This window comes from Dictyoglomus sp. GBS (genome assembly GCF_055179815.1).
This window is the reverse complement of record NZ_CM143687.1, coordinates 584,951-610,715: the sequence shown is the minus strand read 5'-3', so window position 1 is coordinate 610,715 and position 25,765 is coordinate 584,951. Positions and strand designations below refer to the sequence as shown.

The window sequence follows — 25,765 nt, the reverse complement described above, 5'->3', positions numbered from 1 at the left end:
TATGAAGATAAAAGAAGTAAGTGAAAAATATGGAATTCCTAAAGATACATTGCGATACTACGAGAAGATAGGATTAATTCTTCGTATAAAACGTAATAAAAATGAAGTTAGAGAATATACAGATGCAGACTGCAAATTAATTGAACTTATTAAACATATGAGAAGTGCAGGGTTTAGAAATAGAAGCTCTCATAGAATATGTAAAGCTTCTTCAAGAAGGTGATTCTACTTTAGAAGCAAGAAAGAAAATCCTGATAGAGCAAAGAGAAAAGCTTATAGCACGTATTGAGGCAATTCAAAAAGCAATAGACAAACTTAATTTTAAGATTGAATATTACGAGAGTCTTCTTTTATCCTTAGAGAGAGAGTTTAAAAAAGAAAAAATAACATCAAAGTAAAAAAAGAGGGAGGATTTGGCGTATGAAGCTTAGAAGACTTGGAAGAACAAATATTGAGGTTTTTCCTATAGCCTTTGGAGGAATACCTATCCAAAGAGTAAATGAAGAAACTGCTGTGAAAATTGTAAAAAGAGCCATAGAACTTGGAATTAATTTAATTGATACTGCAAGAGGTTATACCGACAGCGAAATAAAAATTGGAAAAGCCCTAAAAGGTATAGATAAAAAAGTATATTTATCATCAAAATCTGCTAATAGAACTAAAGATGGTATATATGAAGATGTAAAAATAAGTCTTAAAAATTTAGGGATAAACAAAATAGATATTTATCATATCCATGGTGTTAATGATTGGGAGACTTTTAAAAAAATATTTGAACCAGATGGGGCCTATTTTGGACTATTAAAGGCGAAAGAGGAAGGATTAATTGACTTTATAGCGGTATCAAGTCATAGCAACGATATATTAGCAGAATTAATAAAGACAGATAAATTTGATGTTATACAAGTTAGTTATAATTTTATAGAAATAGAACCCGAAGAGAAAATATTTCCTTTAGCTCTTGAAAAAGATATAGGAATAATAGCCATGAAGCCTATGGCAGGAGGAGTACTCCCGAATCCTCGCCTATCATTGAAATTTGTACTCCAAAAAGAATTTATATTACCAGATCCAGGAATAGAATCTATAGAAGAGTTAGAAGAAGATGTAGAAGTAGCATTAAATCTTACACCTTTAACTCACGAGGAATGGGAAGAAATAGAGAGAACAAGAAAAGAGATAGGGACAACTTTTTGTAGAAAATGCGATTATTGTCAGCCATGTCCTCAAGGAATCCCAATATCTACAATCATAAGATCTGAGTCTTTTTTAAAAAGACTTCCTGAATCTACTATAAGGCAAGGATGGTTTTATGATGCTTATTTAAAAGCTCAAAATTGTACAAAATGTGGAATATGTACTACAAGATGTCCTTATAATCTTCCAATTCCTGATCTTATAGAAAAGAATGTAGCATTAGTAAAAGAATATTTAGGAGAATAAAAAAGGAGGAAGCCATTTCTGGCTTCCTCCTTATCCATATCTTATTAATACCGAACTTTATTAGTTAGTCTTAAGATTTAAACAAGGACAATTTTGATAATTTTGGAATCCTCTTCTACCACCTCTAACAATATTATTCCAAGGAGAATTTTGTAAATTTAGTACTTCTTTTCCATCAACACTCGCTTTTACTGCTTTAAACACATTAGTAACTGGAGATACAAAACCTTCCACTTCTATTTTACTTCCTACTTTCAAATCCTTAATTTGCAGCCAAGCAGGACCTAAAATTACTTCTTTGTCTCCAGACACTGTTTTTATCGTTACTGTAAGCGCTGGAGTATTTGTAATTTTGCTTACTGTACCAGATATCTTTGTAAGTTGAATATTTACATTAGCCATATAACCACCAAACTTCGGTCCATAGGCATAAGCTAATGAAAAAACACTATGAATCACTAAACTTAGAATTACTAAACTTTTGAATTTCATAATACTGCACCTCCATTTTTTATTTTTTTTCTCAAGGTTATCCTTGAGACTGAAAATAATTTTAAAAGTACAAACTTAGACAAAAATTAGAAAAAACTTAAAAATTGCTTAGAAAATTTTCACTTTATTTAAAAATTTTTCTGTGATAAGTTATTTAAAACAAAAGAAAGAAGGACGAATTATGAGGACATTTTTATTAGCAATACAAGGAGTTTTAGAAATAGTCATAATCTTAATAGTTGGATATTTCTTATCTAAAAAGAGCTGGTTTGATATAAATACTGCAGACCTTTTCGCTAAACTGGTTTTGAACTTATCACTACCACTAAATATGATTGTTAACCTTACTACTTTTTTTAAAAGAGAAGATTTGATCCATTCTGCTAAGGGACTCATTATTCCATTTTTATCTATTGTTACTTCTTATATTATAGGATATATATTAGCCCTCATATTTAAAACCAATAAACATAGAAGAGGACTATTAGCAGGAATGTTTTCTCTTTCTAATTCCATATTTATAGGCCTTCCTATGTCTCAGGCTCTTTTTGGAGAAATAGCCACTCCTTATACCCTTCTCTATTATATGGCAAATACAACTATATGGTGGACTATAGGCGTTTATGGCATTATATTAGATACTCAAGGAAAAATAGATAAAGGAATTTTTAATATGGAAACATTAAAAAGAATATTTAATCCACCTTTTCTTGGTTTTCTTGTAGGTGTAATTCTTATCTTTTCCAATTTAAAAATACCTTCTTTTATCTTTAATAGCTTTAAAATGATAGGAAATCTTACTACTCCGTTATCTCTCTTTTACGTAAGTATTATTATTTATCAAATGGGTTTTAAAAAATTTAATCTTGATAAAGATACCATCATCACATTCATAGGAAGATTTATAGTAACACCCTTATTAGTAATAATATTAAACCACTTTATTCCTCTTCCAAAAATCATGAGAGATGTTTTTGTCATAATGTCTGCCATGCCTGTAATGGTAAATTCTGCCATAGTCTCAAGAATATATGGAGGAGACTATGAATTTGCTGTAGTCATGATAACCTATACCACCCTTCTAAGTATCGTAATCATGCCATTTTACATGGTCTTAATTAAAATCATTTAGAGTTTATGATAAAATATAATTAATAATTACAAAATTTTTTGCGGATGTGGCGGAATGGCAGACGCGCAAGATTCAGGATCTTGTGGGGAAATGCCCCGTGGGGGTTCAAGTCCCCCCATCCGCACCAAATAAAATAGGGGGTATCAAGATGTTAGAAAAAATATCCTACATTATTCTTTTAATCATAGTTCTCACATATATAATAGCTATAATTTTAGGTTTCATTATGGCTTTTCCTGTTGGCATAATAGGTCTTTTAGTTATTATAGCTATGGGACTTCTATTTATAAAAGTATTAAAAGATAAATTTACAAGTAAAGGCAAAGAAGAAAAATATAAAGATATTAAATGGTAGGAGGTGTATATTATGATTATAACCACCACAGATTTTATTCCCGGATATGAGATCACTGAAATACTTGGAATTGTTAAAGGGAGTTCCGCAAGGGCAAGACATTTAGGAAAAGATATTTTAGCAAGTTTAAGAAATGTTGTAGGTGGAGAAGTAGTAGAATATACAAAATTAATCGGAGAAGCAAGAGAACAAGCTATAGATAGAATGAAAGAAGAAGCAAAAAGACTTAATGCAGATGCAATAATTGGAGTTAGATTTGGTACAACTCAAATCATGCAAGGTATTGCAGAAATACTTGCTTATGGTACAGCTGTGAAAATAAAGAAAAAGGAAATATAGTTGACAAAATTCTTTTAATATTATATAATTCCAAAAAGAAACTAAAAATGAGGAGGTGAGCTTTAAGATGGTTTAAATAATATAAATAAATTATATTTTTTAGTTTCTTTCAAGAAGAAATATTTAGGGGGAAGTAAGTATGAAAAAGAATCTATTAAAAATCATCTTAATTATTCTCTTAATGGTATTAGTAGCTGGCTGTGCTCCAAAGGCACAAGCCCAACCTCAAGTTGAAAATCTTTTATCAAATGGAGATTTCTCAAATCCTCTAATCTACATATCTGAATCCTACCCTGAACTGCCAGATGGAAATTTTGATACACAAGGAACATGGCTATTCAGAACAGGAGATGGTGCTTCCGCAACTGGCACAGTGGAAAATGGAGTATTAAAAGTAGAAATAATAAATGGAGGGCCAAATTCCTGGTCAGTACAAGTGCTACAATCACCAATAAAGATAGAATATTTAGGAATATATGAGGTAAGCTTTGAGGCATGGGCAAGCAAAAATAGAAGAATAGGTGTTAAAGTAGGAGGAAATGCAAACAGAGGATGGACACCATATAACCCAGGACCATCTGGACAGGTAGATCAATCAGGAGGATATGCTATAAATATAACTACCACAAAACAAACCTACACTTTCCAATTCAAGATGGTATATGAAACCGATGAGAGAGCAAGATTTGAATTTCAATTAGGTCAAGATGATGGAACAATTTATATTGATAATGTAAGACTTGTCAAAGTTGGCACAGCTGAACCTCCTGCTCCTCCACCAGCATTAGGACAAAAATATTGGTATCAAACAGTATGGGAAGAAAACTTTGATTCTCTTGATGAAAATGTATGGAGCTTTGAAATTGGAAATGGACATGCCCAAGGAATTCCTGGATGGGGTAATGCTGAGCTTGAATACTATAAGAAAGAAAATGCATGGGTAGAAAATGGAGTTTTAATAATAGAAGCGAGAGAAGAAGATGTTTCTGATGAGCACGGTACATATAACTATACATCTGCAAGAATGAAGACTCAAGGTAAATTCAATGTCAAATTTGGTAGAGTTGAGTTTAGAGCAAAGCTTCCAAAAGGAAAGGGAATATGGCCTGCTTTATGGATGCTTGGAGAAGATATTACCCAAGTTGGATGGCCTGCTTGTGGAGAGATAGATGTTATGGAGCTTTTGGGTCATGAACCAAACAAAGTATATGGTACAGTACATGGACCTGGATACTCTGGAGCAAGTAGTAAAGGAGGAAGCTATACTCTACCAAGTGGAGACTTTACGCAAGATTTCCATACATTTGCAGTTGAATGGGATCCGATAGGAATATCCTGGTATGTTGATGATACTAAATTCTTCACCATAACAAGACCTGAAATAGAACTTTACGGAAATTGGGTATTTGATCATCCTTTCTTTATCATAATGAACGTGGCAGTTGGTGGATATTGGCCCGGATATCCAGATGAAACTACAGAATTCCCTCAAAGAATGTATGTAGATTATATAAAGGTATATAAAGGTGTAACAATGGAAGAAATAAATAACGGTGACTTTAGCTTCCCATTTACTAATGATCAAGCAAATTGGCCAGATGACTGGTTCTTATGGTATGGATCACCTTATGGAATGGGAGGTACAGCAACAGCAGATATTGATACTACTAATAAGATTGCCACTATAAGTGTGGAAGATTACGGATGGGAGTCTTGGCATGTACAATTCAATCAATGGGTAGGACTTACAAAAGGAAAAACCTATAAACTTACTTTCACAGCTAAGGCAGATAATGCAAGAGACATAAATGTAAAATTCCTCCATCCAACAACATATGCTCTTTACGCAAATCAAAGTTTCAATTTAACCAATGATTGGCAAACCTTTGAATTACAATTTACATTCAATGCTGATTATCCTGCAGCAAATCTATCCTTTGAGCTTGGAAAAACGCAAAATCCAGCAACTGGAAATATATATTTTAAAGATGTCAAATTAGAATCTCAATAAAACTTCTCAGGTGGGAGGATAAAATCCTCCCACCTTCATTTTATGGTTCTACATAAACCCAAAGTTTATTTTTATACTTAGGATCTTTAGGATTTATACCCTTCCTCCTAAATAATTCACTTAAAGTAACAAACTCATACCCTTGCTTCTTAAGTTCTGGTATTATGATATCAAGGGCTTCTGGAGTTGGATGGGGTTCCGGTTGTACATCGTGAAGAAGAATAATTGCCCCATCTCTTATCCCTTTTAAGACATTGTTTGCTATATTCTCTGGAGTTCTATCACATCCAAACCAATCAAATCCAATTACTCCACTTACAAAAGGCATATCTATCACATCAAACATGGTCTTACTAATAGCTAAATTGGGTGGTCTAAAAAATGATGGTTTCTTACCTGTATACTTTTCTATTACTTCATTTGTACGAGCAATTTTATCTATTATTTCTTTTGGATCAGCTTTATCAAGGGGATTATAGTCCCAAGAATGATTCTCATATTCACAACCAAGGGAAAGTGCTCTATCAATTACTGATTTTGTAGTATCATTTATCCTAAATCCTACAACAAAAAAGGTTGCTGGTACTCCATATTTTTCCAGCATATCAAGTACACGTGGTGTAAGTTTTGTATCAGGTCCATCATCAAAGGTAAGAGCACAAATCTTAATAGTATTTTGTACCGCAGAATTCACAGAAAAGAGACTTAAAGTGATTAAGATTAATGAAATAAATAACTTTTTCATAAACTACCCCTTTATTTTATAATAAAACATTTGCATAAACATTTTTCCGAAATTATATGACAAAACTCTTCTACAGTCAATCCCTCTTTAATTTTACCTTATGTTATCTGGATTATACACAAGAGTTGCTTTACCGTAAGTAACATAAAAGCCTCCAAAATTACCATAGGGGTATGGTTCACCCTTAAGTTCTCCTGATACAACTTTTTCTACTGCCTTTATCAAATCGAGAAGGTAATCACTGGAATAAGGCGTCATATTACACTGAGAAAGATGCCCATTATATATTTTCTCAAATTCATCAATTCTTTCACGTAATTTATATAAACTCTGAAGATATGAAGTTAATGGCAAACATCCCGGAAGCTGTAGCCAAGTATGTCCTGCTCCCAAAGCATCACCACTAAAAAGAAGTTTATTTTCTTTATCTAATACCACAATTGAACCTGGAGTATGTCCTGGTACTTCAATAACCTCTAATTTTCTATCACCTAATTCCAAGATTTCTCCATCTTTCACATCTTTAATCCTATCTGTCTTGATATTCATGCCAAAAATCTCTAATATTTTGAAGTCTTTATGATTCATGTATACTTCATCAAATTGATCTATTTGCATAATATGGTCCCAATGAGCATGAGATATAATAACCTTTAATGGATTTTTAGTAATATTTTCCACAAAAAATCTAAGATCACCTTCTCCCATACCTGTGTCAAAAAGTACACTTTCCTTTTCTCCCTCTATTAAGTACATGCTATCATTCCTATAATCCGAAATATGCCAAACTTTTGGTTCAACGAGAGTAGAAACATATTCGTTTTTTTCCATCTTTAAACCTCCTCTTAAGAATTATTATTTATTATAGATTAACGTTTATTTTTTAATTTGACAGAAAAAATTTTTATGCATAAAATTTTATTAAAACGTTTGTATAAGCATTTCAATAAGGGGGGTTATATATGAGGAAAATCCAATGGATTGTACTCCTTTTAATCTTGTTAACCTTACTAAGTAATGGGCTTCTTGCCCAGAAAAAATATAATGAATCACCCATGCTTGAATCTCTTGTAAAACAAGGAAAACTTCCACCCATAGAAAAGAGACTTCCTAAAAATCCTGTTGTAATAAAACCTTATGAAGAAATTGGACAATATGGAGGAACTTGGAGAAGAGCTTGGCTTGGACCTGGAGATAGATGGGGAATAGCAAGATTATCAATATCAGCTGCAAACCTATTAAGATTTAGCTCCGATGGTAAAAAAGTATTACCATGGCTTGTAGATAAATACACTATATCTTCGGATGGAAGAGTATATACTTTCCATATAAGAGAAGGAATTAAATGGTCTGATGGCACCCCATTTACAACTGATGATGTCATATTTTGGTATGAAGATATTATCTGCAATAAAGAATTAACACCAACTATGCCAGCTCAATTTATATCTTCCAAAGGAGAGATTGCAAAATTCGAAAAAATAGATACATATACTTTTAGAATCGTATTTCCAGAACCTAAACCACTATTTATTTATGATATTCCAGCTCAGGGATGGTATATAGATAATACTTATGGTTCTCTTTCATATTACGCTCCTAAGCACTATTTAAAACAATTCCATCCTAAATATACTCCTCAAGATGAATTAGATAAGCTTGCAAAAGCTTCTGGTTTTAATAAATGGTATGATCTTTTCAAATTCAAGGCTGACTGGTTACAAAACCCTGATCTTCCGATGACATCTCCATGGAAAGTAGTAAGTAAATCTACCAATGATCCAGTATTTATAATGGAAAGAAACCCATACTACTTTGCTATAGATCCTCAAGGAAATCAATTGCCATATATAGATCGTATAGCACATTATTTAGTGAGTGACGCAGAAATGGTAAACATGAAGGCAGTAGCAGGAGAACTTGACATGATGGACAGACATACCAGACTTTCCAATTATACTTTATTCATGCAGAACAAGGATAAGGGAAATTATAGAATAATTCGTTGGAGATCAGCTGTAGGTGCTGATCCAGCTATATACCTAAATCAAAATGTAAAAGATCCTGTAAAGAGAAAACTTTTCCAAGATGTAAGATTTAGACAAGCCTTATCCCTTGCTATAAACAGGGATGAAATAAACAAAATCCTTTACTTAGGACTTGGAACTCCAATGCAGGCTGCAATACCTAAGGGAGCATCCTATTACGATCCAGGATGGGAAAAAGCCTATGCTCAATACGATCCTCAAAGAGCAAGAAAACTTCTTGATCTTATGGGGCTTAAAGTTGGAAAAGATGGGTTTAGAATAGGGCCAGATGGAAAACCTATAGAATTAATAATAAGCTTTACAACATATCCTGGAAATGCCAATATTAATGTGATGGAATTAATAAAGAGCTACTGGGAAGCTATCGGAATAAAAACTATAATTAAACAAATAGACAGAAGCTTATATACCACTAATTGTAACTCTGGAGATATAGAAATTGGAGTCTGGGTTATGGATAGATGTTCTAACTTCATTCTCAGTCCTGGAAGAATTTTAGGTACTATAACCGATGGTCCTTGGGCACCTCTTTATGCTAGATGGTATTGGACAAAAGGAAAAGAAGGAGAAGAACCAACAGGAGATATAAAGAAACTATATGATTTATGGGACGAAGTCAACCAAACCATAGATGCTAAAAAGAGAGATCAACTTATTAGGCAGATTGTAAGCCTACATAAGAAAAATATATGGATTATTGGTACTGTTGGGGCTCTCCCACAATTAGTTATAGTTAAAAATAATTTTAGAAATGTACCAGAAGATCTAATCAGTGATGCTCCTCTTTTCACTCCTCTAAATGCATTCCCAGAACAATTTTTCATAAAACAATAGTATCTAAATATATAAAACTTTCATCTTGTAGGGGGACTAAGGTCCCCCTCTTTTTTATCTTTACTTTTCAACTCAAAAGATTTGTGTTAAAATACATTTAGATATTTATCTAAATAATAGAAACATTAAAGTATGAGGTTTGATCTTTTATTCAAAGCCTTGAGTGATGAGACAAGAAGAGAGATATTAAAAATACTCTCCGAAAGAGACATGACTGCAGGAGAGATTGCTGAGAGATTTCAAAAATCATGGCCCACTATTTCCTACCATCTCGAGATATTAAAACAGGCAGAGCTTATAACTGAAGAAAAGAGAGGAAAATATATTGTCTATTCCCTAAATACCACTGTGTTTCAAGAGATTATTATTTGGTTTATGAACAATTTCATAAAGGAGGATAAAAAAACAAATGTATAGTTTAAAAGGCTCTATAAAAAAGGATATAGCAATTATTATACTAATTACCCTTATGTTTATTATTGGAATCTTTTTCTATCCTTATTTTCCTGAAAAAATCCCAATGCATTGGAACTTTAAAGGAGAAATAGATAGATATGGCTCAAAATTTGAAGGTCTTTTTGGCATACCTTTAATGAGTCTTGGTTTCTACTTATTATTTTTAGTACTTCCTTATTTAGATCCCAAAAAGGAAAATTATCAAAAATTCGAAAAAGTATATCAGATAATAAAATATGCCTATATCTTTTTTTTATTTACACTACAGATGGCGATCATTATAGTCACCTTAGGAGGTCCTAAAGATTTAATACCTAAAATAACACCAACATTAGTCGGACTTCTTTTCATCATATTAGGAAACTACATGCCAAGAATAAAGCCTAATTGGTTTGTAGGAATAAGAACACCTTGGACCTTATCCAACGAAGAGGTATGGAAAAAAACTCATAGATTTGGAGGATATATATTTATTATTGGTGGAATATTTATTATAATTGCCGGCTTTTTGCCTACATTTATAAATTTGATAGTTCTCATGTTATCAATACTTCTTATAGTTTTAGGTACCACTCTTTATTCCTTTATCCTTTACCAGAAATTAGAAAGAAAGGAGAAAAACTAAAATGGAATATTTAACTAAAAATTTTCCCTTATTATTACCTCTTATTATTATACAGATAATCTTTCAGTTTACAGCATTAATTGATTTAATAAAGAGAAACAAAGAAGAAATAAGATGGGAAAATAAGATTCCTTGGGTAATTATAATCTTGGCCTTGGGTATACTAGGACCAATTTTATATTTTATCTTTGGGAGAAAATCATGAATATAATTGAAACTTTTAACCTTTGTAAATATTACAAAAACAAAAAGGCATTAGATAATCTTAACTTAGAAGTGCCAGAAGGAATAATCTTTGGATACTTAGGACCAAACGGTGCAGGAAAAACAACCACTATAAGACTATTATTGAATCTCGCAAAACCAACCAAAGGTTACGCTATTATTATGGGAGAAAACATATTAAAAAGTAAAAATTATTTAAGAAAAATTGGATTTCTACCAGATGTACCAAATTTTTACAATTACTTTACAGCTAAAGAATACTTGAAAATATTAGCCGAAATATTAGGAGTAGATAAAAAAAGAGTAGATGAAGTACTCGAATTGGTTGATTTGAAAAATGAGAAAAAAAGAATTGGTACATTTTCAAGAGGTATGAAACAACGCCTTGGTATTGCTCAAACATTGCTCCATAACCCTAAACTTCTAATATTGGATGAACCTACATCAGCCCTTGATCCACAAGGCAGAAAGGAAATCTTGGATCTTATTAAATCTCTAAAAGGTAGTAAAACCATATTTTTCTCAACACACATTCTCTCAGATGTAGAAAAAATATGTGATAGAGTAGCTATAATAAAGGATGGAAAGCTTCTTCTTAATGAGAATGTAGAGGAACTTAAAAAGAGATATGCTAAAAGATTGATCACTATTGAAGTAGATAATAAAGATATACTATTGGAAAAACTTAAAGATAAACCTTGGGTTATAAATATTACAACTCACAATAAAAGCTTATTATTAAATATCAATAATATATCTATGGCACAGAAAGAAATTCCCAAAATTATTTCTGAGAATAACCTCTCATTAATACATTTTGAATTTCTTGAACCTACCATTGAAGACATATTCTTTGAGGTGATATCATGATATGGAAATTAATGAAAAAGGAATTAAAGGAGTTTTTAAAAACAGGAAAAATTTATGTTCTTCTTTTTTCCCTCCTATTCTTTGGAATTTCAAGTCCTATAATTGCTAAATTTACACCAGAAATTATAGAAAGTCTTGTCAAAAATCAAGAAATGCAAGGTCTCATAATACAACTTCCTCCTCCTACTTGGAAAGATGCTTTTATGCAGTTTTTCAAAAATTTAAATCAGATAGTATTTCTTATTATAGTTTTACTTTTCATTGGAAGTATCTCTGAAGAGAAAAATAAAAACACTGCAAGCATCTTTATTGCTTTAGGTATTGACAGAAAAAAATGGATACTTTCTAAATTCCTTTTTCAAATAATAATAACCTATACCTTTCTACTAATCTCCTTTATAGCTTGTACCTATTATACATATTTCCTTTTTTCAAAATTTCCCATACAAAATTCACTTTCAGCTATGTTGCTATATTTTATCTATATCTTTTTTATTTTATCACTTATTATCTTCTCAAGCTCCTTAGGCAACAATTTCATTCAATCAGCAGGTATTTTCTTAGGAATATTTATTATTTTTAATCTTCTTTCTATATTTCCCAATATGGATCCATACAATCCTATGTCTCTCTCTTCTTTACAAAATGAATGGATCTTAAAAAGTGTAATATGGAAGGATGCATTAAAAAATATAACTTTCACCCTCATATATTCTTTCATCTTATTAATATCAGGAATAATATCTTTTGAAAGACAAGAGCTTTAAATGATATAATCTATCCCGAATATGATTGTAGGATTATTTAATGATTCCTTTCCTCCAGTAATAGATGGAGTAGCTATAACAGTTAAAAATTATGCATATTGGATAAACAAAAAACATGGTTTATCCTATGTAATTACTCCTGCATACCCTAAATATAAAGATAATGAAGAATTTGAAGTTATTAGGTACTTTTCATTACCTCTCATATTTAGACCCCCATATAGACTCGGAATTCCTTTTTTAGACATTAATACAATAAAAAAAATTGAGAAAATTCCTTTTGACATAATACATGCCCATTCTCCTTTCTCCACAGGACTCTTAGGGTTATATATAGCAAGAAAGAAAAAAATACCCATAGTAGCTACCTTTCATACAAAATATTATGATGATTTTAAATCCGCAACAAAATCTGATCTTATAAGCAAAATAGCAGTAAAACTAATAGTAGAATTCTATAACCAAGTAGATGAGGTTTGGACAGTAAATCATTCTACCGCAGAAACTTTAAGATCATATGGCTTCAAAAAAGATATAAAAATAATGCCTAATGGGACTGATTTTATTCCTCCTGAAAATCCTCAAGAATATAGAGAAAAAATAAATAAAATCCATAATTTAAAAGAAGACGAAATTTTATTTCTTTTTGTAGGACAAATAATAAAGCAAAAAAATATAGAGCTGTTATTGAAATCTTTCAAAATACTAAAAGACAGAGGCTATCACTTTAAAGCTATTCTTATAGGGACAGGAAAGGATGAGAAATATTTCAAAGACTTAACACATAAACTTAATCTTGATGAAATTGTAATATTTACTGGAAAAATTTTAGATCGAGAACTTCTAAAAGCATACTATGCAAGAGCAGATTTATTTACATTCCCATCCCTTTATGATACCTCTGCGATTGTTCTTCAAGAGGCTTCAGCTATCAAATGTCCTTCCTTGGTTATTGAGAATTCAAATATAGCAGAAGAGATTATAGATGGGTATAATGGCTTCTTATCCCAGAATGATCCATATATTTATGCTGAGAAAATCTCTCAAATAATCTCTGATAGAGAAAGATTAAAATCTGTTGGAGAGAATGCCCAAAAAACCCTTTATAAACCATGGGAAAAGATTGTTGATAAAGTAGTAGAAAGATATAAAAAGATATTAAACCTTCAAAAAGAACATATAAACTTATAGACATGGGAAAATTTTTTAATTACGATTAAAAATAGAAAAAAAACTTTTTAAGAAGAAAATTTTCTACAAATAAGAGATAAAGATAATCCCCAAAATATTGTAGTAAATATTTTTTTGTATATTACTATAAAAACAAATCAAAAAATCTATTGAAATTTTTCTTATTTTTTGCTATAAAAAAACTGAAGGTAGATTAAAATTATTTTAAAGCCTAAAGTTTTATAATATACGATTTTAAATGAATATAGAAGATTTGGTATTTTTAAATAGCATGAAAAATTAGATTTTAAAATAAGGAGGTGATAACATATCCCAAAATCGCAAGCCAAAAACTATAAATGGGGGGGTTATACCTATGCGTTTAAGAACATTTATCGCTATCTCTTTATTTTTGCTTCTTCTTTTAAATATTGGAACCAGCGTAGATTATCCCAGAAGACCAGTACAGATAATTGTTCCATGGTCTGCAGGTGGAGCAACAGACGTGCTCTTCAGAGCTATAGCCTCCGTATTTCCTAAATATGCCAATGGACAGCCATTAGTAGTGAATAATATTCCCGGTGGTGGAGCAGTTCCTGGTACTATAGAGTTCCTACGAGCAAAACCTGATGGCTATACCTTACTCTCCTTCGCAGCTCCTATACTAATAAAATCTCATATGGATCCTGTAAATTTTGATGTAAATTCTTTTGAGCCTGTAATTTTAATCGTCAATGACCCATGCTACATATTAGTAAGAAAAGACGCTCCTTGGAAAGATTTAAAAGAGTATGTAGAGTATGCAAAACAGAATCCAGGAAAAATTACCATAGGTAACGGAGGAGCAGGTGGAGGTACACATCTTGCAGCTCTTGCCTTTGAAAGTTTTACAAAGATTAAATTAACCCATGTTCCTTTTGAAGGTGGAGGTCCTGCCGTGACTGCTTTAGTTGGCGGACATATTAACTCTTACATGGGGGCTGCTCCAGAAGGTCTTAACAATGTAGATGCTGGACAATTAAGAATATTAGGGGTTTTTGGAGATAAAAGACTTGATAAATATCCTGACGTACCTACTGCAAAAGAACAAGGATTCAATTTTAAATTTGGAATGTGGAGAGGAGTAGCTGTCCAGAAAGGTACCCCAAAAGAGATTGTAGATAGACTCCATACTATCTTCTTGAGATGTATGAGAGATCCAGATTTCGTAAAGAAGGCAAAAGAACTTTCCTTAACCTTAGAATATAGAGGACCATCTTCTTTCTCAAAATTCATACAAGATTACAATGCTTATTATGAAAATCTGATTAAAACAAATAAATTAGGAACCAAATATAAATATTAAAAACCTTCCCCCTACCCTCTATGGGTAGGGGGAATTTAAGATTTAGGAGGGTTATCTTTTATGAAATTAAAAATTAGCTGGGACACCAGAATTGGATTGGGAATAATTATTTTAGGAATTTTCATTCTTATTAATTCTTTTTCACTTCCAAAATCTCCCTTAGGACTTGGAGCTGGAGATTTTCCTATGATTATATCCTATGGCCTTATCATATGTGGTCTTCTATTAGTATATCAAGGAATTAAAAAGACAGAAGAAACAGTAAAGTTATACTCTTTTAAAGATTTAAAAAAGATATTTTTATTAACTCTTCTATGTTTTTTATATGTTTATCTTGTATCCTATATAGGTTTTCTGTATCTTACACCATTTTTAATGATGGCTACACTTTATCTTTTTGGATACAAAAAATGGATATTCGGGGTAATCATTAGTATTGTATTTACAATATTAGTTTATTATGTATTTTTTAGCATATTTAAAGTACCCTTACCACTTCCAAGTTTATTTTGATTAGAGGTGAAAGAAAAATGATTAACTATTGGTTAGAAGGCTTAAAAATTGCAATCCAACCTGGTAATTTAATCCTTATGTTAATTGGAACAGTAGGAGGAATCATAGTTGGCGCCCTCCCAGGTGTTACATCATCTATGGGGATAATATTATTACTTCCATTTACTTATTACTTAGATCCTAAATTAGCCCTTTTAATGTTAGCAGGAATGTATTCTGGCTCCATGTTTGGAGGTTCTATCTCAGCAATCCTTCTTGGAGTACCAGGGACTCCCTCCGCAGCAGCTACATTAATTGATGGCTATCCTTTAGGAAGACAAGGTAAGGCAGGGAAAGCTATATTTACAGCTTTAATTGCTTCTGTAAGTGGGGGCATTTTAAGTGGCATTATTTTAGCTTTATTAGCTCCTCAACTTGCAAATTTTGCCCTTAAATTTTCTCCCATAGACTATTTTGCTTTAGCAATCTTTGGATTATCAATCATTGCAAGTGTTTCTGGCAAAAATTTACTAAAAGGAATTATTTCGGGATTATTGGGTCTTTTTATCTCAACAGTAGGAATTGAAAATATAAGAGGCTCTACAAGATTTATCTTTGGAATACCATCTCTTTCTGCTGGATTTGAACTTTTACCAGTGTTAATAGGTATTTTTGCTATAACTGAGATTATGATGGAACTTGAGAAAGAAAAAGAGGAAATAATACCAAAACAAAAAATCTCAAACATATTTTTATCCAAAGAGGAATATAAATCTATAATAATACCTATATTGGTTGGAGCCATAATTGGCATAGCTTTAGGCATAATTCCAGGAACAGGAGGAACTATTGCTACTTATTTAGCATATAACCAATTACGAAGTTGGTCAAGAAAAAAGGAAAAATTTGGAAAAGGGGCTATTGAAGGTATAGCTGTTGTAGAATGTGCTAACAACTCAGTAACAGGTGGAGCTTTAGTTCCTACTCTCGCTCTAGGCGTACCAGGAGATGTGGTTACTGCTGTTATGCTCGGAGCCATGATCCTTATAGGAGTTAGACCTGGACCACTTCTTTTCCAATCTACTCCTGACCTTGTGTACTCCTTTTTTGCAGGTTGGTTTATAATTCAATTTCTTATGTTAATAACAGGATTCATATCTACTTTAATTGCTCCATACATATTAGAAGTTCCAAAGAAAATACTAATGCCAATTATATTGATATTCGCAATTATTGGGTCTTTTGCCATTAGAAATAGCTTATATGATGTTGGAGTAGCAATAGCCTTTGGACTCTTTGGATATTTCATGAGAAAACATGCCTTTCCTTCAACCCCTTTAATCTTAGGATTGATATTAGGACCTATGGCTGAGCAAAACTTAAACAGAGCACTAATCCTATCCGGAAATGATTGGACTATTATGTTTAGAAGCCCCATTTCGTTACTTCTTCTTGTATTATCAGTACTCTCAATAGTTTTTGCAGTATTTCCTACAAGAAAAGGAAGTAAAAGGTAAGGAGGTTAAAAATGGAAAGAAAACAGGAAGTAAAAATAAAGTTAGAGAAAGTTAGAAAATTTATGGAAGAAAATAAATTGTCAGCTATGCTCATTAAGAAACAACCAAATTTCTCATGGATAACAGCAGGTGGAGTAAATTTTGTAGGAATAGCAACAGAGATGGGAGTCACATCAGTATTAATTACTCGTAATGATCAATTTGTAATTGCTAATAAGATTGAGGCACGAAGAATGAAAGATGAAGAAGTAGGAGATATTGGCTTTGAAGTTCTTGAATATGAATGGTATGAAGACAAAGAGATGGAAATAGTAAGAAATATAGTCAAAAACGGAGAAATAGGATGTGATATAGTTCTTCCAGGCACACAATTTGTAGAAAATTCCTTTAGAAAACTTCGCTTTGAGCTTACAGAGGGAGAAATAGAAAGGTATATATTCTTAGGAGAAAAATTATCAAGAATAGTAGAAGAAGTGCTGATGTATGAAACAAAACCTGGCGATACAGAATTAGAAGTAGCAGGAAAAATATCAGCCAAATTATGGAAAGAAGGAATAGAACCTACAGCTTTTATGGTTTCCTCTGACGAAAGAATTAAAAATTATAGACATCCCATATCCAAAAACAAAAAAATAGAAAAATATGTTATGGCGTCAGTAAATGCTCGATACAAAGGTTTAATTGCCACTATTACCCGCATGGTATATTTTGGGAACTTACCAGAAAGTCTAAAGAAACAATATAGAGACAATGTAGAAATCGAATGCATTATGATTGCTAAAACTAAGATTGGAGAAGAAATGAGAGTTTCAGTTTTAGCAGCTATAGAAGAGTATGAAAAAAGAGGATACAAAGATGAATGGAAACTACATCACCAAGGAGGATGCATAGGTTATTATCCCAGAGAGATAAGAGTAACACCATCTACCCCAGATAGAATTTTAAAAAATCAGGCTTTTTGCTGGAATCCTTCTATTTCAGGTACTAAATCAGAAGATGGATTTATAGTAACAGAGAAAGGACTATTAATGATTACAAAACCAATTATTTTCCCCACTATAAATTTGGAAATAGAGGGAATAAATTTTGTTAGACCGGATATTCTGGTAATATCGTAAAGGAGGGGCCTTATGGAAAAGGCAAGGATAGGACTTGTAGGTACAGGTTTTATAGCTAAAATTCATATAGCTGCATATAAAGAAATTGCTCCATATGCACAAATAGCAGGGATTTGTTCCAGAAAAAAAGAGAACGCAGAGAACTTTGCAAGAGAACATAATATTCCTAAAGTATTTGATAATTTTGAGGAATTATGTACTTCTCCTGATATAGATATAGTTGATATATGCACACCTACCAACCTACATGATGAAGTAATAATTTGTGCTGCTAAAAATAAAAAAAATGTGATATGCGAAAAACCTCTTACTGGGTATTTTGGAGAAGACAGTGAAAAGGAATTTGTCGGCATAGAAGTACCAAAGAGTCATATGTATAAAAAGGTATTAGAAAAAATAGAGAAAGTAGAAAAAGCCATTAAAGAAAATAATATAAAGTTTATGTACGGTGAAAATTTAATATACGCTCCCTCTATTGAGAAAATGAAAAGAATGATATCAGCTTCTTCCTCTACTATCTTAGAAATTCGGGCAGAATGTAGCCATTCTGGCTCTCATGCAAGTTATGCTAAGCTCTGGAGAACATCAGGCGGAGGAAGCCTGATGAGACTTGGGTCTCATCCTGTAGCTGTTGTTCTTCATTTAAAATATTATGAGGGAATCCAAAGATATGGAAAACCTATTAAAGCAAAATCTGTGTTAGCAGAGATAGGAAATCTTACCAAGATAGAACCTTTTATAAGAGAAGAAAAGCACTACGTAGCAACTGCCTGGGAAGATGTAGAGGACTGGTCAATCCTTATAATCAATTTTGAGGATAGAACAAAAGGAATTATATTCTCCAATGATATTAGTTTGGGAGGTCTAAAAAATTGGATTCAAGTATCTCTATCCAAAGGTCAGATATATGCAAATATAAATCCAAACAATATGATGGTAGCCTACGCTCCTGAAAAGGAAATTTGGAAAGATGAATATATTGCTGAAAAAATAGAAACAAAAGAAGGCTGGAATTTTCCATCCCCTGATGATTTCTGGACCAGAGGCTTTCCTCAAGAATTAAAGGACTTTGCTATATCAGTAATAGAAGATAAAGAACCTATATCAAATTTTGAACTTGCTAAGGAAACTATAAAAGTAATATATGCAGGATATCTATCAAGTGAAGAAGGAAGAAAAATAGAGCTTTAAAAAATAAGGCTGGGAAGAAATCAAGAATGTTCTTCCCAGCCTTAAAATAAATAATAGGGGGGTTCTATATGAAGAAATATTTTATCTTAATTTTAACCCTTTGTGTAGTATTTGCCATAAACAATATCAATGCTCAAAACATTACTACTATAAAAGCAGCTACACCTTTCCCCAAGGGACATATCATAACTGATGCTATGGAAAACTTTAAGTCTATAATTGAAGCAGAAACAAAAGGAAGAATAAGAATAGAACTACAAATTGCCCAAGATACAGAAGAAGGCGTAAATGACAAATGTGCAAAAGGAGAAGTCGACATGCAATTCACTGGTGGCAGAGCCTTAGAAGTATTTGCTCCACAATACTTCTTTATAAATGCTCCCTTTGTTTTAAAAGATTACGAACATTTCTTCCGCCTAATGAAAGGACCAATTGGAGAAAAAGCTAAAGCAGAGATCTTAACAAAAGGTAAAATGTATACTCTTGGATATCTATATCGAGGCTATAGACAAATGACCTCTAACAAACCAATACTTGGACTAAAAGACTTAGAAGGGCTAAAACTCAGACTTCCTGTAGTACCAACTTGGATTAAAGTTTGGGAAGCCCTTGGCACTAAGCCAGTCCCTGTACCTCTCACAGGATTATATCAAGCCCTAAAAGAAGGGACAGCTGAAGCTTCTGAAGGTGATCTTACTCAGATATCTGGATATAAATTATACGAAGTACAAAAATATCTCATAATCACAAATCACCTTGTTTCCTTCGGATGGGTACACATGTATAAACCAACCTTTGATAGGCTAACCCCTTCAGATCAACAATTATTTAGAGAAACAGTTGAAAAGGTATGCGACCAAGCCACTAAAAAACTCCTTGAAAACGAAAATAACATACTAAAGTCTCTTATAGAAAATGGTATGACAGTGATCTATTTAGATTCTAAAACAATGCAACAAATAAGAGAAAAAGCAAAACCAGCTGTTGAAGAGCTCTTTAAAACAACATGGCCTGTAACAACATGGGAAGAAGTCTTAAAACAATAAAAGAAAGCCATTGAAAATTATGGAAAATTTAAAGAGGCTGGCATATGCCAGCCTCTTTTATAAATAAAAAAGGAGGTGAGCTTATGGGACTTAAAGGAGATATCTCAACAATGTCCATGTGGGAAATATTCCAGTTAATCTCCATTAGCAAAAAAAACGGCAAACTTCAATTAGAATACAATGAGAATCTGGCAGAAGTTTATTTTTCAGAGGGAAAAATAGTTTATGCAAAGTCTGGAAAATTAGAAGGTATAGATGCCCTAATAGATATATTCTTATGGTCAAAAGGAAATTTTAATTTTTTACAGAACATCAACCCACCCAAATCTACCATGACATTAGATATTTTTGAAGTTTTATTTCAACTGGATACATATGTGGATAAAATGAATTATTTCTCTGATTTTATTTTAGTACCGATAAATATGGAGGATTTATCTGAAGAAGAATACAAAATTGTTTCTATTCTTGATGGAATAAAAAACGTTAAGGAAATTATAGGAGAATACAAAGGAATAAAAACAGAAGGATTAGAAAACATAATAAAGCTCATTAAAGACAAAAAGATCATAAGAATTACTGATGATACTAATATCTTCTGGTTTTATCTCTTTTGGCGTATATGGGATTATTTAATAAAAGAATCCAATAAACTAAAAATTAATGAACAAAAATTAAGAGATTTTGCCAGAAAATTTATAGATAGAAGTGGATCATATCTTAAAGAGATTTTTAAGGAGATAATTTCACCTTATAATATCTCCCCTCTTCATTTTTATAAATACATTAAAGAGGAAACTATCAACCAAGAAGATATAGAAAATGTTTATGAAAACTTGATTTATGATGAAAAGATTCCTTGGGACCATATCTATAAAACTATAAAAGATTTTTCTCACAAAGCCATACAAGATTTTGTAAAAGACTTTCTGATAAAACTCTTTTCCATAGAAGAACCTTTATACAAAAAATATCTTGACTTAAATACAAATCACTTATATCAAAACTTTAGTGACAATCAACTAAGAGACCTATACATATATAATGGAGAGATATCTTCTTTGGAGGAAGAAATCCTTTCATGGTTTTTGAATGGTAATAGAAATTTAGAAACTTTTGTAAGAGATTTTATCTTTAACGAGAAAAAGAACCTAATTATTTTCAGCAAACTAATAGATGAAGGTAAAATTATTTCTATATTTGGAAAAGAAAAGTCGACAATTATACATAAATTTATTGAACTTTGGAAAGATATTAAAAATGAATACAAAAATAATAGTAAATATATAGAAATTTACAAAAAAGTGCGAGAGTTTATAGATAAAGATTCAAGAGATACAAGATTTATAGTAGAAAAGATTATAGAAGACTATCCCATCAATTGGAGGTATATCTTAAATAAACTTACATTAATTTCAGAGGAAGAAGTGAAATTGTTTACATATGATATTTTATCTTTATTTGAAGTAAGTAATAATCCCAAATTAAAAGATAAGATATCGACTCTTAAAGCTTCCCTATAATAGTAATAAATAAGGGAAGCCCGAAGGCTTCCCTTATTTTGATACGGTAATGGGGGTAGGTGACCTCTATACAATCCTTGATGTTAAATAGTTTACTACAGGAGATTCAATTATTAAATACTCAACTTCTAAATTTTTTACATTTCTTTCTTCCTTCTTTATAGTCTTTATCTCTTTTTCACTTAATGTTGGAATTATATTAACCTGTTTAAGGATTGCTTTCATTTAGCATCCCTCCTTTTTCATTGTTTTCGAGTACTATTATAATTTACCCGTGTTAATATAAATTTAAAAGTTAATTAAATTTATTTTAGACAATTTAAAGAATTGTTTAAATTTAATCTTGTTAAACATTATTTAACACTTATTTACCTCTTTTTCAAAAGAATTTAACATCTTTTAAATCATATATAAAGATAATTATCTATAAAAATATCTTAAGGAGGTAATTTAAAATGAAAAAATTTCTTATCCTCATTATATTAATTCTATTATCCTCAACAGGTTATTGTAATAATAGTTTCTTAATAGGAACATTAAACCATATATCTGGAATTGAATATGAGTCTGTAACCCAAAAAGGCATCACAGATACATATGGACATTTTAAATATATACAAGGAGAAAAAATAACTTTTAAAATTGGAAACTTAATAATTGGTGAGACTATAGGAAAAGACAATATAACATTATTAGACTTAATACCAAACAGTATTGATAAAAATAATTACCCCTCAATAAAAACTATAAAAACATCAATTCTCCTTTATTCATTAGATGAAGATAATGATCCTACAAATGGTATTCAAATAACAGAATGGCTTAGAAACAAATTTAACAATATAACACAAACTCAAATAAACGATGATACTGATTTAGACGATTTAATTAAGAAATTGGATATAAAAATAGATCTTATAGACCAAAAAATAGCTTTAGAAAATCTATTAAGTAGTTTGTCAGAAATCTATGGTACATATAATGTAAAATACACGGATGGTCCTATTTCTGAAATTCATATAAAAATAGTAAACACAAATGATTATGATATTCCATTCACTATTGATACAAACACACATAATATTCCAATTTCCATCGGTTCAGGACTTTGTTTAAAATTTTACAATAACAATAAAATCATATTCTATGCATTAACCGATAGAGGCCCTAATACCCCAGGTCCAAGTGGAACACAAAATGATCCTGCGGTTAAAACTACCAATAATACTTTCATTCAGTCTGTAGTTTTTCCTGTACCAGAATTTACACCACAAATATTAGAAATAGAGATTACTGACAAACATGCTAAAATTACAAAAAGCATTCCTATAAAGAATATTAAAGGAGAGTATACCTCTGGAAGACCTATACCTCCGGGAGAAATAGGTTCTACTCTTGAAGCACCTTTAAGCACTGATCTAAGTAAATTATTAGATTTTGATTCAAACGGTATTGATCCAGAAGGAATCGCTATTGATAAAGATGGCAATTTCTGGATAGCTGATGAGTATGGGCCTTTTATTTTAAAAGTAGATTCATCCGGGAAAATTATTAAAAAATATTCTCCAGGACTAAATTTACCCCATATGCTAACAAATAGAATTCCTAATAGAGGATTTGAAGGTATTACGATAGATCCTAATACAGGTTTAGTTTATGCAATAATGCAAACCCCCTTAAAAGGAAATGATAGTTATATCTGTTTAGTAGAACTTGATCCTAACACTGATGAAGTCAATCTTTATGCAATTCCTTTTGAAAATATATTTAAACCAAATCAAGTTAAAATAGGTGATATTGTATCCTTAGGTGACGGTCAATTTTTGATAATTGAGAGAGATAAAGTTGTATACATTGTAAAAGTAGACATCTCTTGTGCAACCAAAATCACTAAAGATATGTACGAAAGTAAGCAACAATTAAGAGAGATTGAAAATATAACTCCTGCTAAAACCAAAATAATCGTAAATTTAGCAGAATATGGCTTCCCTTTAAAAGCAGAAGGTTTAACAGTAATTGATGAAAAAACATTTGCAATAACTAACGATAATGATTTTGGGATATCAGCTATCTCCTTTTGTACTCTAAACGGAGAAAAGATTTACTTAGATCCTGCTAAATTAAGATTAGAGTTTACAAACAATTCACCAATAATAAAAACTATTGAGAGAAATGATTATGATAAAAATAGTATTAAATACACTATAACAAAAGGTTCTCCTGTAGATAAAAGATCAAGATTATGGATAGTTAAACTTACTAAACCAATAAAAGAATTTTAAAATCCTTATACAAAAAATATAAACATAATATAAGGCAATAGCTTTCCTTTGTATGTTTTAAAAATTAGTATTGACAATATAATTATATAAATGTTAGAATTCCTAAAATAAATTTTTGAAAATTACTAAGGGAGGTGCATAATTTATGTCCTTTTCTAAACCTAATTTCTCAGAAGCCACTTTGACCCGCCTTCGTCTAAAAGATTATTCTCCATTTAGTGGAATGTGTGTCACCTGTTTGGATGGATGTCCTGGATATTGTGAAATTGCAAAATCAGCTGTAAGAGGAAGAGAATATATTTATCCAAAGCCTTACGGTAAAGTAACATCAGCCTCCGAAAAAGACTACCCAATAGATTTTTCCCACTTCAATATCAATGGTACCTGTGTCGGAGCTCAAGGAGTAGAACCAGATCCTGATAAAGCAACTTTTCCTGCAGTAGACATAGAAACAAAAATAGGTAACATTAAATTAAGAGGTCCATGGTTTACTACAGGTCTCGGATCTACCTTCATCGCAAGAGATAACTGGGAAGGCGTCGCTATTGGATCTGCCCTCTTCGGTACAATGGTAGGAGTCGGTGAAAATGTATGTGGTGTAGATCCAGATGCTGAATTCAAGAATGGAAAAGTTGTAAGATCTCCTGAAATGGAAAGAAGAATTAAATTATTTAAAGAATGGCAAAAAGATGGTTATGGTGGAGTTATAGTTCAAGAAAATGTAGAAGATTCAAGACTTGGTACATTGGAATATGTGATTGAAAGTTTAGGAATAGAATTTGTAGAGATAAAATGGGGACAAGGAGCAAAAGATATAGGAGGAGAAATAAAACTCTCTGATATTAAGAGAGCAAAACAGTTAAAAGATAGAGGATATATTGTTTTCCCTGATCCAGATGATCCTGTAATTCAAGAGTTATTTGCAAAGGGTGGAATTAAGGAGTTTGAAAGACATTCAAGACTTGGTATGGCATCAGTAGAGGGATTTGTAAAAAGAGCAGATGAACTCAGAAAAAGAGGAGCCAAATATATATCATTAAAGACAGGAGCTTATAGACCAAAAGATCTTGCCCTTGCTTTGAGAGCAGCATCTGAAGGTAAGGCAGATTTACTAATTGTAGATGGCGCTGGCGGTGGAACTGGAATGAGTCCATGGAGAATGATGAATGAATGGGGTATTCCTACCGTCTACTTGGAAGCTTTAACCTACAAATATGCAAAGATGTTAGCAGAAAAAGGGAAACATGTACCTGCAATAGCAATAGCTGGTGGATTTACCTTAGAAGATCACATCTTTAAAGGTCTTGCATTAGGAGCTCCATATGTAAAGCTTGTGGCTATGGGAAGAGCCACACTTACTGCAGCTATGGTAGGAAAAACTCTTGGAAACTTAATTAAGAGTGGAAATATACCAAAAGATTATGCAGAGTATGGTAATGATGTAGAAGAAATCTTTGTAGCAGTTGCAGAAATGAAAAAACTCTTTGGAGAAGATTGGAAAAAGATTCCACCAGCAGCCCTTGCAGTTTATGGATATTTTGATAGATTAGCTGTCGGCTTAAAACAATTTATGGCAGGAGCAAGAAAATTTAAGCTTGAATTTATCTCAAGAGATGATATTGTAGCTCTTACAAAAGAAGCTGCGGAAGTTACAGGTATAACCTATGTAATGGATCTTGATCACGATGAAAGTATGAAAATCTTATTCGATTAAGAAATAAGAAAATAAAGAGGGGATA

The 25,765-nt window shown here is 31.7% G+C and carries 25 protein-coding genes, 1 tRNA gene and 1 pseudogene; 23 read left to right on the top strand and 4 right to left on the bottom strand.

All coding sequences use genetic code 11. The features are described from left to right. Window position 1: 1 nt before the first annotated feature. Window positions 2–398: pseudogene (locus ACY3IT_RS02790) on the top strand (MerR family transcriptional regulator). Window positions 399–420: 22 nt separating this feature from the next. Continuing rightward, window positions 421–1,443, top strand: a complete 1,023-nt coding sequence (locus ACY3IT_RS02785) for an aldo/keto reductase (protein WP_463083276.1) — start codon at window positions 421–423, stop codon at window positions 1,441–1,443. A 60-nt stretch (window positions 1,444–1,503) separates the two neighbouring features. Here the strand turns inward: ACY3IT_RS02785 and ACY3IT_RS02780 are convergent, their stop codons facing one another. After that, the gene (locus ACY3IT_RS02780; RefSeq protein ID WP_463083275.1) at window positions 1,504–1,935 is read right to left on the bottom strand and encodes a hypothetical protein; all 432 of its coding nucleotides are present in this window, start codon (window positions 1,933–1,935) and stop codon (window positions 1,504–1,506) included. Between the two features lie 181 nt (window positions 1,936–2,116). Here ACY3IT_RS02780 and ACY3IT_RS02775 point away from each other — a divergent pair, with 181 nt between their 5' ends. The 5 genes from ACY3IT_RS02775 (at window position 2,117) to ACY3IT_RS02755 (ending at window position 5,772) form a co-directional block, all read left to right on the top strand. Beyond that, entirely contained in the window at window positions 2,117–3,067 is a 951-nt protein-coding gene (locus ACY3IT_RS02775; protein WP_463083274.1) for an AEC family transporter, read from the top strand. A gap of 40 nt (window positions 3,068–3,107) precedes the next feature. After that, window positions 3,108–3,194: transfer RNA gene (locus ACY3IT_RS02770), tRNA-Leu, on the top strand. Window positions 3,195–3,215: 21 nt separating this feature from the next. Next, window positions 3,216–3,422 (top strand): hypothetical protein, encoded by a 207-nt coding sequence (locus ACY3IT_RS02765; protein WP_463083273.1) that lies wholly within the window; start codon window positions 3,216–3,218, stop codon window positions 3,420–3,422. 12 nt (window positions 3,423–3,434) lie between these two features. Beyond that, window positions 3,435–3,761 (top strand): YbjQ family protein, encoded by a 327-nt coding sequence (locus ACY3IT_RS02760; protein ID WP_463083272.1) that lies wholly within the window; start codon window positions 3,435–3,437, stop codon window positions 3,759–3,761. 139 nt (window positions 3,762–3,900) lie between these two features. Further along, window positions 3,901–5,772 carry a carbohydrate binding domain-containing protein gene (locus ACY3IT_RS02755; RefSeq protein ID WP_463083271.1) on the top strand — a complete coding sequence of 624 codons (1,872 nt, stop codon included), beginning with the start codon at window positions 3,901–3,903 and terminating at the stop codon, window positions 5,770–5,772. 40 nt (window positions 5,773–5,812) lie between these two features. Here the strand turns inward: ACY3IT_RS02755 and ACY3IT_RS02750 are convergent, their stop codons facing one another. Together ACY3IT_RS02750 and ACY3IT_RS02745 are read right to left on the bottom strand one after the other, a co-directional pair. Next, on the bottom strand, window positions 5,813–6,517 hold the full coding sequence (locus ACY3IT_RS02750; protein ID WP_463083270.1) for a polysaccharide deacetylase family protein: 705 nt from the start codon (window positions 6,515–6,517) through the stop codon (window positions 5,813–5,815). 93 nt (window positions 6,518–6,610) lie between these two features. Then, on the bottom strand, window positions 6,611–7,348 hold the full coding sequence (locus ACY3IT_RS02745) for an MBL fold metallo-hydrolase (protein WP_463083269.1): 738 nt from the start codon (window positions 7,346–7,348) through the stop codon (window positions 6,611–6,613). 131 nt (window positions 7,349–7,479) lie between these two features. Here ACY3IT_RS02745 and ACY3IT_RS02740 point away from each other — a divergent pair, with 131 nt between their 5' ends. The 14 genes from ACY3IT_RS02740 to ACY3IT_RS02675 all read left to right on the top strand — a co-directional run bounded on the left by ACY3IT_RS02740 (window position 7,480) and on the right by ACY3IT_RS02675 (window position 21,744). Continuing rightward, window positions 7,480–9,399: an ABC transporter substrate-binding protein gene (locus ACY3IT_RS02740; protein ID WP_463083268.1), complete on the top strand. Its 1,920-nt coding sequence runs from the start codon at window positions 7,480–7,482 to the stop codon at window positions 9,397–9,399. Window positions 9,400–9,531: 132 nt separating this feature from the next. Further along, on the top strand, window positions 9,532–9,816 hold the full coding sequence (locus ACY3IT_RS02735) for an autorepressor SdpR family transcription factor (RefSeq protein WP_463083267.1): 285 nt from the start codon (window positions 9,532–9,534) through the stop codon (window positions 9,814–9,816). Beyond that, window positions 9,809–10,480: an SdpI family protein gene (locus ACY3IT_RS02730; RefSeq protein ID WP_463083266.1), complete on the top strand. Its 672-nt coding sequence runs from the start codon at window positions 9,809–9,811 to the stop codon at window positions 10,478–10,480. Before ACY3IT_RS02735 ends, ACY3IT_RS02730 begins: the two co-directional genes overlap by 8 nt. A 1-nt stretch (window position 10,481) precedes the next feature. After that, complete coding sequence (locus tag ACY3IT_RS02725; protein WP_463083265.1) at window positions 10,482–10,685, top strand: PLD nuclease N-terminal domain-containing protein; 204 nt, start codon at window positions 10,482–10,484, stop codon at window positions 10,683–10,685. Beyond that, window positions 10,682–11,575, top strand: a complete 894-nt coding sequence (locus ACY3IT_RS02720; protein ID WP_463083264.1) for an ABC transporter ATP-binding protein — start codon at window positions 10,682–10,684, stop codon at window positions 11,573–11,575. The genes ACY3IT_RS02725 and ACY3IT_RS02720 overlap by 4 nt, the downstream gene beginning before the upstream one ends. Further along, window positions 11,572–12,342: an ABC transporter permease gene (locus tag ACY3IT_RS02715; protein ID WP_463083263.1), complete on the top strand. Its 771-nt coding sequence runs from the start codon at window positions 11,572–11,574 to the stop codon at window positions 12,340–12,342. Before ACY3IT_RS02720 ends, ACY3IT_RS02715 begins: the two co-directional genes overlap by 4 nt. A gap of 21 nt (window positions 12,343–12,363) precedes the next feature. Next, entirely contained in the window at window positions 12,364–13,533 is a 1,170-nt protein-coding gene (locus tag ACY3IT_RS02710; RefSeq protein WP_463083262.1) for a glycosyltransferase, read from the top strand. 355 nt (window positions 13,534–13,888) lie between these two features. Continuing rightward, window positions 13,889–14,857, top strand: a complete 969-nt coding sequence (locus tag ACY3IT_RS02705) for a tripartite tricarboxylate transporter substrate binding protein (RefSeq protein WP_463083261.1) — start codon at window positions 13,889–13,891, stop codon at window positions 14,855–14,857. A 60-nt stretch (window positions 14,858–14,917) separates the two neighbouring features. Continuing rightward, a complete protein-coding gene (locus ACY3IT_RS02700) occupies window positions 14,918–15,370 on the top strand; it encodes a tripartite tricarboxylate transporter TctB family protein (protein ID WP_463083260.1) in 453 nt (150 codons plus the stop codon). A 17-nt stretch (window positions 15,371–15,387) separates the two neighbouring features. Continuing rightward, complete coding sequence (locus tag ACY3IT_RS02695; RefSeq protein ID WP_463083259.1) at window positions 15,388–16,866, top strand: tripartite tricarboxylate transporter permease; 1,479 nt, start codon at window positions 15,388–15,390, stop codon at window positions 16,864–16,866. Between the two features lie 11 nt (window positions 16,867–16,877). Further along, the gene (locus tag ACY3IT_RS02690; protein WP_463083258.1) at window positions 16,878–17,984 is read left to right on the top strand and encodes a M24 family metallopeptidase; all 1,107 of its coding nucleotides are present in this window, start codon (window positions 16,878–16,880) and stop codon (window positions 17,982–17,984) included. Between the two features lie 12 nt (window positions 17,985–17,996). Further along, window positions 17,997–19,175 carry a Gfo/Idh/MocA family protein gene (locus ACY3IT_RS02685; RefSeq protein ID WP_463083257.1) on the top strand — a complete coding sequence of 393 codons (1,179 nt, stop codon included), beginning with the start codon at window positions 17,997–17,999 and terminating at the stop codon, window positions 19,173–19,175. A gap of 68 nt (window positions 19,176–19,243) precedes the next feature. Then, window positions 19,244–20,221 carry a TRAP transporter substrate-binding protein gene (locus tag ACY3IT_RS02680; protein ID WP_463083256.1) on the top strand — a complete coding sequence of 326 codons (978 nt, stop codon included), beginning with the start codon at window positions 19,244–19,246 and terminating at the stop codon, window positions 20,219–20,221. Between the two features lie 83 nt (window positions 20,222–20,304). Further along, entirely contained in the window at window positions 20,305–21,744 is a 1,440-nt protein-coding gene (locus ACY3IT_RS02675) for a DUF4388 domain-containing protein (protein WP_463083255.1), read from the top strand. A gap of 66 nt (window positions 21,745–21,810) precedes the next feature. On the opposite strand, the gene ACY3IT_RS02670 is transcribed toward ACY3IT_RS02675, so the two are convergent. Beyond that, entirely contained in the window at window positions 21,811–21,969 is a 159-nt protein-coding gene (locus ACY3IT_RS02670; protein WP_463083254.1) for a hypothetical protein, read from the bottom strand. A gap of 230 nt (window positions 21,970–22,199) precedes the next feature. Between ACY3IT_RS02670 and ACY3IT_RS02665 the strand changes: the two genes are divergently transcribed. Both ACY3IT_RS02665 and ACY3IT_RS02660 read left to right on the top strand, forming a co-directional pair. Beyond that, window positions 22,200–24,026 carry an esterase-like activity of phytase family protein gene (locus ACY3IT_RS02665; RefSeq protein WP_463083253.1) on the top strand — a complete coding sequence of 609 codons (1,827 nt, stop codon included), beginning with the start codon at window positions 22,200–22,202 and terminating at the stop codon, window positions 24,024–24,026. A 145-nt stretch (window positions 24,027–24,171) separates the two neighbouring features. Beyond that, window positions 24,172–25,740, top strand: a complete 1,569-nt coding sequence (locus ACY3IT_RS02660; RefSeq protein ID WP_463083252.1) for an FMN-binding glutamate synthase family protein — start codon at window positions 24,172–24,174, stop codon at window positions 25,738–25,740. Window positions 25,741–25,765: the final 25 nt, after the last annotated feature.